This window comes from Stenotrophomonas forensis (assembly GCF_028752115.1).
Taxonomy (GTDB): Bacteria; Pseudomonadota; Gammaproteobacteria; order Xanthomonadales; family Xanthomonadaceae; genus Stenotrophomonas; species Stenotrophomonas forensis.
Genome location: NZ_CP082270.1, coordinates 2609550 through 2620644, shown reverse-complemented (window position 1 = coordinate 2620644; position 11095 = coordinate 2609550). Strand labels below are relative to the sequence as shown.

The 11095-nt window shown below is 67.2% G+C and carries 9 protein-coding genes; 4 read left to right on the top strand and 5 right to left on the bottom strand.

What is annotated here, in order from left to right; genetic code table 11:
* Positions 1–8 precede the first annotated feature (8 nt).
* The gene (gene pip, locus K5L94_RS12305; RefSeq protein WP_274510558.1) at positions 9–968 is read right to left on the bottom strand and encodes a prolyl aminopeptidase; all 960 of its coding nucleotides are present in this window, start codon (positions 966–968) and stop codon (positions 9–11) included.
* Positions 969–1101: 133 nt separating this feature from the next.
* Here pip and K5L94_RS12300 point away from each other — a divergent pair, with 133 nt between their 5' ends.
* On the top strand, positions 1102–4359 hold the full coding sequence (locus K5L94_RS12300) for an ATP-binding protein (protein WP_274510557.1): 3258 nt from the start codon (positions 1102–1104) through the stop codon (positions 4357–4359).
* The gene (locus K5L94_RS12295; RefSeq protein ID WP_274512629.1) at positions 4245–4511 is read left to right on the top strand and encodes an Hpt domain-containing protein; all 267 of its coding nucleotides are present in this window, start codon (positions 4245–4247) and stop codon (positions 4509–4511) included. The genes K5L94_RS12300 and K5L94_RS12295 overlap by 115 nt, the downstream gene beginning before the upstream one ends.
* Before the next feature lie 105 nt (positions 4512–4616).
* On the opposite strand, the gene K5L94_RS12290 is transcribed toward K5L94_RS12295, so the two are convergent.
* Positions 4617–6752, bottom strand: coding sequence for a TonB-dependent receptor (locus K5L94_RS12290; RefSeq protein WP_425507586.1), 2136 nt, complete (start codon positions 6750–6752; stop codon positions 4617–4619).
* Between the two features lie 303 nt (positions 6753–7055).
* Between K5L94_RS12290 and K5L94_RS12285 the strand changes: the two genes are divergently transcribed.
* The gene (locus K5L94_RS12285; protein WP_053449848.1) at positions 7056–7640 is read left to right on the top strand and encodes a TetR/AcrR family transcriptional regulator; all 585 of its coding nucleotides are present in this window, start codon (positions 7056–7058) and stop codon (positions 7638–7640) included.
* 53 nt (positions 7641–7693) lie between these two features.
* The gene (locus tag K5L94_RS12280; RefSeq protein WP_238581795.1) at positions 7694–8806 is read left to right on the top strand and encodes a DNA glycosylase AlkZ-like family protein; all 1113 of its coding nucleotides are present in this window, start codon (positions 7694–7696) and stop codon (positions 8804–8806) included.
* A gap of 68 nt (positions 8807–8874) precedes the next feature.
* Here the strand turns inward: K5L94_RS12280 and K5L94_RS12275 are convergent, their stop codons facing one another.
* Genes K5L94_RS12275 through K5L94_RS12265 form a run of 3 tightly spaced genes read right to left on the bottom strand, consistent with a single transcriptional unit; the run spans position 8875 to position 11056 of the window.
* Positions 8875–9153 (bottom strand): DUF3325 domain-containing protein, encoded by a 279-nt coding sequence (locus tag K5L94_RS12275; protein WP_053449847.1) that lies wholly within the window; start codon positions 9151–9153, stop codon positions 8875–8877.
* Positions 9150–10760 carry a PepSY-associated TM helix domain-containing protein gene (locus K5L94_RS12270; protein ID WP_274510555.1) on the bottom strand — a complete coding sequence of 537 codons (1611 nt, stop codon included), beginning with the start codon at positions 10758–10760 and terminating at the stop codon, positions 9150–9152. The genes K5L94_RS12275 and K5L94_RS12270 overlap by 4 nt, the downstream gene beginning before the upstream one ends.
* Complete coding sequence (locus tag K5L94_RS12265) at positions 10757–11056, bottom strand: DUF3649 domain-containing protein (RefSeq protein ID WP_133934767.1); 300 nt, start codon at positions 11054–11056, stop codon at positions 10757–10759. Before K5L94_RS12265 ends, K5L94_RS12270 begins: the two co-directional genes overlap by 4 nt.
* Between the last annotated feature and the right edge of the window lie 39 nt (positions 11057–11095).

The following is an 11095-nucleotide window of genomic DNA, read 5'->3' as shown; positions in this document are numbered from 1 at the left end:
GCGGCAGCTCAGCTGCGCTTGCCGAACTGGTCGGCAAATGCATCCGTGGCCCGTACCAGCGCGTCGACCGTGGCCGGTTCGTTCGCACTGTGGCCCGAGGTCACCATCTCCAGCCGCGCTTCCGGCCATGCCTTGGCCAGATCCCAGGCACTGCGCGGCGGGCAGATGATGTCGTAGCGGCCTTGCACGATCACCCCGGGCAGGTGGCGGATGCGGTCGATATCGCGCAGCAGCTGGTTGGCTTCAAGGAAGATGCCGTTACGGAAGTAGTGCGCTTCGATGCGCGCCTTCGCCAGCGTGTCCAGCGGATCATCGGTGGATACGGCATCCACATCGTGCTGCAGGGTGGCGGCGTTGTCCTCCCAGCCCAGCCACGCCTGTGCCGCTTCGATGCGGGTGGCTTCATCGGCGCTGTCCAGGCGCGTCCAGTAGGCGGCGATCATGTCGGCGCGCTCGCCTTCTGGAATATAGGCCTCGTAGCGGTCCCAGCGTTCGGGGAAGATCCAGCGCGCACCGCCGCTGGCCTCTGCGAACCAGCGGTTTTCGATCTCGCGGCCGAGGAACACGCCGCGCACGATCAGCCCGGTCGCACGCGCGGGATGCGCCTGCGCATAGGCCAACGACAGCGTTGAGCCCCAGGAGCCGCCGTAGACCAGCCAGCGTTCGATGCCCAGATGCTCGCGCACCTTCTCGATGTCGGCCACCAGCGCCTGCGTGGTGTTGTCGCGCAGCTCGCCGAACGGCGTGGAGCGCCCGCTGCCACGCTGGTCGATCAGCACGATGCGGTAGCGCGCCGGGTCGAAGAAGCGGCGATGGGTCGGCGAAATGCCGGCGCCCGGCCCGCCGTGCAGGTACACCACCGGTATTCCGTCCGGCGTGCCGCACTCCTCGATGTGCAGGGTGTGCAGATCGCTCACCGCAAGGGTGAACTCGCGGTAGGGCTCGATGGCCGGGTACAGGGTACGCATGACGGGTGTCTCACAAACAGGGCCTGCAAGCATACCTCCCGCCGTGGCAGCTGGCGTTGGCCCCAGCCTGCCTTGCAGGCGCCGGGTGGGCCGATAGGATAAATTGTAGGCCACTCACCTGGGGATCACGGTCATGGCGGGCTCAGACGTAGTGCATGGCCCCGCCAGGCAGGCGGTGGCTGCGCGCCTGGACGACCTGCGCCAGCTGCGCCGCCGATTGCTGTACGGAGGCGGCGCGCTGATCTCCGCACTGGTAATGCTGACCGCCCTGGTCAGTGCCATCGCCGATGTCGAGGAGTTCCACGCGCGGGAGAGGCATTCCTTCAACGAGGCGCGTGCCGCCGCCGAATACTACCTGCTGCAGCGTGATCGCGCCTATGCCACCTCCATCAACGGTAATGATGTGCTGTGGCGTGACCAGCGGGCCGGACTGGCCGCTTCCGGTGCCGGACTGGCCGCCCGCTTCCACGCGCAGGGCGAAGAAGTGCTGGTTCGCTCCGAAGGGCGTACTGCGGTGCCCTGGCTGGTGCTGGGGCTGAAGGACAAGCCGCTGCCGGAACAGGAACTGGCCGCGTACCTGGGCATGGTGGACATCTATTCGGCCTACACCGCCGATTCGATCACTTCACAGAATGCTTCCGGGCCATTGCTGGTCTATGCCTACGAGCCGCAGGGACGGCTGCTGGCGGTGTCCAACATCAGCGGTGAATCCCAGTTGCTGCGCGCACTGGGTGTAACGACCCGCCAGCAGGCCTTCGCGCGGCTGCTGGGTGAGGAACCGCGGTTCCGCCAGGCAACCGTGCGTCCCGGGCCCATCCGTGAAGCCGCGCGCGAGGGGCGCCTGATGTCGCGCTATGGCATCAATCCGTTCACCGGTCAGCCGTCGCTGATCGGCATGGTCACCCTGGCCGAAGGCACCACTCCGTACTTCCGGCGCGTGGTGTTTGAATCTGTCGGCAACATAAAGGCTCAGCTGGAAGCGCGCGAGCAGGGTCGCTACCTGGTCAGCACGGCAGAGCGGCAGGTGGTGCTCAGTACCGGCGGCCTGTCCAACCGGGAGCAGGATCTGTTGATGAGGCTCGCGCCAAGCGACACGGCGCGCGCAGGGAGACAGCCGCCGCGACGGTACAGCCAGGGGTCGTTCGTACTGGCCAGCGGGCTGCCAGGCGTCGAGTGGACCCTGAGCCATGTGTACGGCTGGTCCGATATCTGGCGCAGCCAGGGCGCCTACCTGCTGGCCCGTGCGCTCAGTGCGCTGCTGATCATCAGTCTGCTGTGGTGGCTGCTGCGGCGCATCGACCGGCGTGTGTTCACCCCGGCGCTGGCCGATGCTTCGCGGGTGTACGAGAGTGAGGCGCTGAGCCGGGTCATCATCGGGACGGCACCGGTCGGACTGGTCCTGCTGGCCAGGGACAGCGGTGAGCCGCTGTTGCAGAACGACGCTGCGCGTCAATTGGTTGAGACCGTACGCACGGCCAGCGAAGTCGCGTCGCCGCCACTGTACTTGCGCCTCGCCGAAGTGGGTCGCAATGCGCGCATCGATGAAGTACTGGAACTGCAGTGGTCTCCCGCCGAATCGGGCACCGCCACCCAGTTGCAGATCAGCATGGCGCAGGCCACCTATTACGAACGGCCGGTGTGGGTCTGCGCACTGCGCGACGTCACCGCCCAGGTGGAGCTGGAAGAAAACCTGCGCCGCGCTCGCGAGGATTCCGAGGCGGCACGCCAATCCGCCGAAGCGGCCAACCGGGCCAAGTCCGCCTTCGTAGCCACCATGAGCCACGAGATCCGCACGCCGCTCAACGGCGTGCTGGGCCATCTGGAGCTGCTGGCCCGCTCGCCGTTGCAGCCGGGCCAGCGCGAGCGGCTGGACCGCATCCGGTTCTCGGCCGACGCCCTGATGCGCATCATCAGTGACGTGCTGGATTTCTCCAAGATCGAGGCCGGCCAGCTGGATGTGGAGCCGGTGCCCTTCGCGTTGCGCCCGCTGATCGAAGGCGTGGCGCTGCTGTTCGCACCCGATGCGCTGCGCAAGGGCGTGCGCCTGTACTTCACCGTGGACGCGGCGGCCGGCCAGCTGTGCGTGGGCGATGCACACCGCATCCGCCAGATCCTCACCAACCTGGTGGGCAACGCGGTCAAGTTCACCGAATCCGGGCGCATCCTGCTGCGGGCAGAACTGCACCACTCGGCGGGGCAGGGTGCTCAGCTGCGCGTGCAGGTCATCGACTCCGGCATCGGCATGAACCCGGAACAGACCGCGCAGCTGTTCCAGCCGTTCCAGCAGGCGGACGCCAGCGTTTCGCGTCGCTACGGTGGCAGTGGGCTTGGCCTGGCGCTGTGCCAGCAGATCGCCCAGGCGATGGGCGGGCAGGTGTCGGTGGAAAGCACCGAAGGGGTTGGCAGCAGCTTCACCCTGCTGCTGCCGATGCAGGTACAGGCGTTGCAGCCGCCGCCCACGCAACCGCTGCTCGGCCGGCGGGTGACCGTCTTGTCGAGCACGCCGGAATGGCGCGCCGAGATGGAGCGCCTGCTGGTCGCGTGGGGGGCGACCGCCGCCGTGCTCGACCGCCCGCAGCACGACGACGAGGGCGGCGATGCGCTGCTGATCGTGGGCGACCACCGCGCATGGAGCATCGACGAAGAGCAGCAGCTGATGCAGGGCTACGCGCGCACCGTGCATGCCCATGCACAGGGCCCGCTCAGCGCGGAAACCCGCGGCGACCGCATCGAAGTCAGCAGCTACGCCAGCGAGGCCGTGCTTGAGGCACTGGCACCCGGCGAAAGAGCGGGGGGCCACGTGGCGGTGGTGAAGCCTGTACGAGCAACGGCCGCCCGCGGGCGCGTACTGCTGGTGGAGGACAACGCGGTGAACCGCGAGCTGATCCAGCAGCAACTGGAGGAGATCGGTTTCGCCGTGGACGCTGCCGGCAATGGTGCGGAGGCGTTGGAACTGTGGAAGGACGGTCACTACCGTGCGGTGCTGACCGACATCAACATGCCGGTGATGGATGGCTATGCCCTGGCCCGTGACCTGCGTCAGCGCGGCCAGTCGCTGCCGATCCTGGCGATCACCGCCACGGCGCTGGCCAGTGAACGCGAGCGCTGCCTTGCTGCCGGCATCGATGATCTGTTGCTGAAGCCTTTCAACCTGGACCGGCTTGAGGTTGCCCTGGCCCGCACCAACGCTCCAGCGGACCACGTACGCGGCCAGCAGCGGGAGGCGGGGCCGCTGCGGTGCCGGTGCCTCGCGACATTCCGGCAGGCATCCGCCGGATTTTTGTTGATACCGGCGACCAGGATCTTCAGGCCATCCTCGATGCACGCGCCAACGTGGACACTGCAGCGCTTCTGGAGCGTGTGCACGGATTCAAGGGGGCATTGCAGATGATGGGCGAGCAGGCGCTGGCCGAGCAGTGCGGCGAGATCGAGAGTGTGTTGCGCCAAGGTGCGAGCGCCAGCGATGGGGCGTTGGATGCACTACAGCTGGCTCTCAGCGCCCGCCTGGAGGACTATCGCCGCGATCTGGACGCATCGTTGTAAGATGCAGCGGCGAGGGCATGGCGTATCGATGCCGGTGGCCAGTTGCGAATCGGAGCCGAGCATGGCTCGGCTCCACAGTAGATCCACGCCATGCGTGGATGCCTTTCAGAAATCCATCGTCGCCGATAGCAACACGGTGCGCGGCGCGCCCAGTGCCAGGCTCGACAACAACGGCATGCCCCAGTACGCCTTGTTGGTCACGTTGTTAACACTGGCCCGCAATGCCAGCGGGCGGCCGGCCAGCGTGGTGCTGTAGCGCGCCCCCACGTCGAACAACGTGCGTCCCGGCACCGACAGGCGGTTGTCGGCACTGATGTACTGCTTCGACATCGCGGTGGCGTTGCCGGTCAGGGTCAAGCCCTCCAGCGCCGGCACATCCCATTCCACGCCCAGCTTGGCCTGGCGCTGTGCCACAGCGGTAGCAATGCGGCCTTCATTCACGCCGCCTGCGGTGCGGGTCAGCTTGGGTTGCACGTAGGCCACGCCGCCCATCAGGCGCAGGCCATCCAGCGGTGCGCCGAAGAAGCCCCATTCCACGCCGCGGTTCCGCTGCTCGCCACCGAACGAGAAGATATTCGTGACCGGGTCGGTGTAGCTGCTCGGCCGCTTGATCTCATACACGGCAAACGTGTGCGCGAAGCGGCCGAGGTCCAGCTTCAGGCCCAGCTCTTTCTGCTTGGTACGGAATGGGGCGAACACATCACCGGCATTGGCGGCGGTCATCGGCGCGGTGGCACCCTGGCTCAGGCCCTCGATGTAGTTGGTGTAGACCGAGACCTTGTCGGTGGCCTTCACCAGCAGGGCGAAGGCCGGGGTGGTGGCACTCTCGTCATAGCGCGAGGTGCGTGCACCGGTGGCCACGCTGAAGGTCTCGCTCAGCACCTGCTGGCGGCGCACGCCCACGGTCAGCTGCACGCGGTCATCGGCGAAGGACAGCGTATCGGCGAAGCCGATGCTGTCCAGCTTCAGCTCGGTATGCGAGATGTGCGGTGCCACGAACGGCGCCGCCGGGCCCCACACCGGGCGGTACAGGTTGGTGGTCCAGTCCCAGCCAGGCACGCTGCGGCGGCCGTAGTCGTTCTGGGTGTGCTGGTAGTGGGTTGCGTTGGCGGCCCACTGGTGGCCGACGCTGCCGGTGTGGAAGTTGCCACGCAGGCCGGCATCACCGGACTGTTTCTTGATATCGAACGCGAGCTGGCCGATCACCGTGGTGAAGTCGCCGGCCGGGTTCAGCACCTGCGCGCTGATCGAACCGTTGTAGCGGTAGTCGGTCTTGCTGGTGCCATAGGCCAGGTAGGCCATCAGGTTGTCATTGATGTCCAGCTCGCCGCGCAGCATTGCGCCCTTGTCACGGCTGTCGACGTAGGCCCAGTCCGGGTTGATCAGGGTATCGCCGCGCGGCGGCCGCGGAATAGCCACGCCTGGTGCCAGGCCAACACCACGGGCCGGGCCGTCGACGCGGTCGTCGGCGCTGTACAGATCGGCGGAGAGGCGCGCGCGCTCGCCGCGCCAGTCCAGTGCCAGCGCACCCAGCTGCACCTTCTTGCTCTGCTTGCCCACGGCGCCGTCGCCATCACGGTAGGCACCGTTGAAGCGGATGCCGAACTGCTTGTCGGCGCCCAGCCGGCGGCCGAGATCCACGTGCGTGCCGAACTGCGCATCGGAAGCGAAGTTGGCGCTGACCCGCAGCAGCGGCTGTTCGCCCGCGCGCTTGGGCACCAGGTTGACGCTGCCGCCAACCGAGCCGCCCGGCGGCATGCCGTTGAGCAGTGCGGACGGGCCCTTCAACACCTCGATGCGCTCGAACATCTCCGGCGAGGTGCGGTAGTACGGCGCCATGCCGCTGAGGCCGTTGAAGGTGGTGTCGCTGGTGCTGGAGGCAAAGCCGCGGATCGAATAGTTCTCGCTCCACGAACCGGTCACGCCGTTGCTGAACACCGTGGGGTCGGTCGCCGCGATGACGTCGGTCAGGTCCCTGGCCTGGCGGTCGCGGATGAACGCCTCGGTATAGCTGACGGTGCTGAACGGCGTGTCCATGAAGTCCTTGTCGCCGAGCAGGCCGACGCGGTTGCCGGAGGCTACCTGGCCGCCGGCATAGTCGCCGGTTACCCGGCGCTGTTCCTGCACCTGGACCGAGGGCAGGGTGGACGGCGCCGAGTCCGCCAGCGCAGCGAACGAGGCCAGCAGGCCCAGCGCCAGGGCCGACACGCGGTAGCGCCGGGCAGCGCCCGGCAGATGCATCGACACGCGGGAACCACCCCCGGCCGGACGAAGGATCGAAGAACGAACGAACTGCACGGTCATGCCAGATTCCTGTGAATCGCAGGTGCGAACGCGCCTGGCGCGCTGCCATCGGCAAGCACGGGGAGAGGGCGCAGCGCAGGGTTGTCGGCTGGGTGGGGACCTGGCGGGAAGTGAGCCACGGGCTCGATTCCGGCGTGCGTCGTGATTGCGAACCAGACGCATTCCGAATTAGTTGAGTAAAGTAAACTAAATTGCAGGGTGCGGACAAGAGGGTCCATTTGCTGGCACGCTCACTACGGTATGAACATGCACACCGAGATCCCGGCGCCGGCCCGTGGCCGCCCGCCCACCATCACCCCCGATCGCCTGGCCGACATCGGCATCAAGCTGGGCCTGCCGAACCTGACCATGGCCAACGTGGCCGCCGAACTGGCGGTGACCCAAGCCGCGCTCTACAAGCGTGTGGCCAATCTGGAGGCGCTGAAGCGGCTGGTAGCCGATACCGTGTTCCAGCGCTGGCAGATTCCGCGCGCCTCGGCCGACGCACCGGGTGGGCTGGAGGCCTATCTGATGGGTTTCGTGGCATCGCTGTGCGAAGTGGTGAAGGCCCACCCCGGGCTGCCGCCGTACCTGCTGCGCCGCGCGGTGGCGACCGCGCCGATGCTGGACAAGATCGCCTCGCACCAGGCGCATGTGGCCGAAGTGTTCGGCCTGCCGCTGGACAAGGCGCGCTGGCTGCTGGCCACGATTGCGTTCTACTGCATTGCAGGTGCCGACACGATCTACGCGATTGCCGATGACGAAGAGGGGCAGGTGATCACCGAGTTCAGGCAGGGGATGCGTGCGCTGGTGATCGGTTCGCTGGAGGTGCTGCAGCTTCGCTAGATCCACGCCATGCGTGGATGCCGTTGCACGGTTCGCCACGGCCCCATCCACGCATGGCGTGGATCTACAATGCGACCATGCCTGCCACGCCCACCCTCGATGATCTGCGCCGCTACGCGGTGGCGCGCACGTTGTTCAAACCCACCACGCTGCTGAGTGCGATCCGCCGCCTCGGCTTCGTGCAGGCCGACCCGATCCGTGCGCCGGCACGCGCGCAGGATCTGACCCTGCGCCATCGGGTGAAGGACTATCGCGCAGGGGATCTGGAGCGGCGCTATGCGCGCCTGCCGGTGGAGGAGGATTGCCTGGTGAACTACGGCTTCCTGCCGCGCGAGCATCTGGCGCTGATGCATCCACGGGTGTCCAAACGCGCGTGGGACGCCGAAACCCAGCGACGCGCGGCGGACGTGCTGGCCTTCGTGCGCGAGCGTGGCAGCGTGCATCCACGTGAGGTGGACCAGGCCTTCGCGCACGGCCGGGTGACCAACTACTGGGGTGGCACCAGCAATGCCAGCACCCATCTGCTGGATGGCATGCACTACCGCGGCCTGCTGCGTGTGCAGCGTCGTGACAGCGGCACGCGTATCTATGCGGTGGCCGACCACAGCGAAGCCGATGCCAGCGAACAGGCGCAGATTGAACGCGCCGCCGCCCTGATCGACCTGGTGGTGCGCAAGTACGCGCCGTTGCCCTCGGCCAGCCTGACCTACCTGGTGCGCCTGCTGGGCTACGGCGCACCGCATCTGGCCGAGCAGACCCGCAAGGCGTTGGCGCTGGCCAAGCAGCAGCTGGCCAGCTGCACGCTGGAAGGCACCACCTGGTACTGGCCGGCGGATGAGAATCCGCGCTCGCGCCGCCATGCACCGGACGAACAGGTGCGCCTGCTGGCCCCGTTCGACCCGGTGGTGTGGGACCGCCGCCGCTTCGAGCTGCTGTGGGCGTGGGTCTACAAGTTCGAAGCCTACACGCCTGCGCCGAAGCGCCAGTACGGCTATTACGCACTGCCGGTGCTGTGGCACGACCAGGTGGTGGGCTGGGCCAATCTCAGCGTACGCGACGGTGAACTGGCATCGAGCGTGGGCTATGCCGGCAGGTCGTTGGCACGCGACAAGGTGTTTCGAGGCGCGCTGGACGACGAGCTGCAGCGTATGGCCGCGTTCCTGTAGCGTCCGGGCATTCGTGCCCACCAAGGTGGGCACCTACCGAAGCAATTCCAAACTAGTCTGGTGGGCATCTACCGATACCGTCGTGCATGCGCCACCATCGCCAACACCACTACGCCGGCGGCCACGCTGGTGTGGCCGGATAGTGCGGCCAGACCAGATCCCACCCCCAGCCCGCGCATTGCGAATACGGTGCTGAACACCAGCAGCGCCCACCCCATGGCCCGCAGCTGCTGGGTCGCCTGCGCGCTCAGCACGCGACGCACCACGTCCCGCTGATGGCGTTCCATCGAAAGCGCAAGGCAGGCGAACGCCGCTACTGACAACACGAAGAGAATGAGGTGGATCATGCGCCGGCCTCCGGTACCGCATTGCGTGACGCTGCAGACGGCCTTGCGCGCTTCGCCTTTGGCGCATGCCGCCAGGTGCGCCAAGCCAGTAACGAGTGCAGGGCGGCCAATGCCAGCAGGGTCAGGTCGGTCCCGGCAAACGCCCAATCGCCCATCGCCAGCGCGTGCCACAGTGGGTGCGAGGTGGTCATCGCAGTCAGTACTGGCAACAGCGCCAGCAGCAGTGCCGCCAGCAGAAACTGTTCGATCCACGCGCGCTTCGCTGTACGCAGCGCGGCGTGCACGAACATGGCCGCCCAGGCCAGGAAGAACAGATGCATCTCCCAGGCCGCGCGGCTGTCCATGGCGACCGGCAGCAGGCGGTTGGCCCACAGGTAGGCGGCCATCGCCACCGACAGCCCGGCGACGGTGGCGATGTTGAGCCGCTCGACCAGGCGGAAACCGAAGTAGGGCCGTTGCGGATCGGGCAGCTGCGCGCGTCGCTTGACCGTCCACAGCACAAGCCCAGTGCCGACCATGGCGGTGCCGGCCAGGCTGACGATGAAGTACAACCAGCGCAGGGTGGCATCGGCGAAGCGGCCCAGGTGCAGGCCATACAGCACGCCCTGGGTATCGGCGGCGACGCCTGAGTGTTCCTTGATCTGCAGCAGCTGCCCATCGCTGCCGTCGAACAGCAGGTAGTTCGGGGTGGTGGAAACACGGCTGGACTGCGCGCGCACCACGGCCACGCGTGCGTTCTCGTCGCCGGGATTCTGTACCTGCACGCTGCCTGCAGCGCCAGTGCCCCAGCGCTGCTCGGCCTGTTGCACCAGCGCACCGACGTCGGTGAGCGGGGCAGGGTGGCCTGCTGGCTTCTGCGGCGGCAGGAACAGGCGCATCTCGCTGATCACTTCGGCCTGCTGGCGTTTGTCCGGCAGTTTGGCCAGGCCCCACGGCATGTACAGCACCGCCAGCATCACCAGCCCGCTCCAGGTGATCATGAAATGGAAGGGCAGGCCGAGCACCGAGACCGCGGCGTGACCGTCCAGCCACGAGCGCTGGCCCTTGCCCCAGCGGAAGGTGAAGAAGTCGGCGAAGATCTTCTTGTGGGTGATCACGCCGCTGACGATGGCCACCAGCATGAACATCGCACACAGGCCGACGATCCAGCGGCCCCACATGGCCGGCATGTAGTGCAGGTTGAAGTGGAAGGCGTAGAAGAAGTCGCCGCCACCCGTATCGCGGGCCTGCAGCGGTGCACCGGTGCTGGCATCGAACAGGCCCGAGTCGAAACCGTGGCGGCCGCGTCCGCCCGGGCTGGCCCACATCGCCGACACCCATGGCATGCGCTGGCTGGGCAGGCTGAGGTTGATCTGGCTGGCTGCAGGCGTGTCGGCCATGATCGCCGTGACGGTACGCTGCGCGACCGCAGCCGCGTCCGGCAACGTAGACGGTGTGGCGATCTCCGGGCGGGTGTAGCGCGAGAGCTCGTCGCGGAAGTAGCTGGCGGTGCCGGTGAGGAACATCGCGTACAGGATCCAGCCGGCCAGCAGCCCTACCCAGGTATGCAGGTCGGACATGGTCTGGCGGATACCGCGTGGCTTCGGGGAGCGATCGACCTGGCTCATGCCCCGCCTCCGTCGCCAACCGTTTGTGCGATCAACCACAGCGGCAACGCGGTCATGACCAGGCCCAGCCACGCACGCCATGCCGAGCGCACTGCGAACACCCAGACCACGGCGCCGGCATACAGCAGGAAGCTGGCAAGCATGCCGCTGAACACGGCCTGGCGGCCATCGATGGGCAGCGCCAGTGCGGCGATGCTGCACAGCGCAGCCAAGGCATAGCCACCGAACAGCGCGGCGAGGATACGTGAGACCAGCGGCAGCCAGGCCAGCACGGAAGCGGTACGGGAAACGCTCACATCAGTTCTCCGGGGCGCCCTGCGCGATGGCGGGGCGCT

Bases quoted from the DNA above. Each gene is read 5' to 3' on its own strand.
- pip (WP_274510558.1), bottom strand. From the start codon at position 968: ATGCGTACCCTGTACCCGGCCATCGAGCCCTACCGCGAGTTCACCCTT.
- K5L94_RS12300 (WP_274510557.1), top strand. From the start codon at position 1,102: ATGGCGGGCTCAGACGTAGTGCATGGCCCCGCCAGGCAGGCGGTGGCT.
- K5L94_RS12290 (WP_425507586.1), bottom strand. From the start codon at position 6,752: ATGCATCTGCCGGGCGCTGCCCGGCGCTACCGCGTGTCGGCCCTGGCG.
- K5L94_RS12285 (WP_053449848.1), top strand. From the start codon at position 7,056: ATGAACATGCACACCGAGATCCCGGCGCCGGCCCGTGGCCGCCCGCCC.
- K5L94_RS12280 (WP_238581795.1), top strand. From the start codon at position 7,694: ATGGCGTGGATCTACAATGCGACCATGCCTGCCACGCCCACCCTCGAT.
- K5L94_RS12275 (WP_053449847.1), bottom strand. From the start codon at position 9,153: ATGATCCACCTCATTCTCTTCGTGTTGTCAGTAGCGGCGTTCGCCTGC.
- K5L94_RS12270 (WP_274510555.1), bottom strand. From the start codon at position 10,760: ATGAGCCAGGTCGATCGCTCCCCGAAGCCACGCGGTATCCGCCAGACC.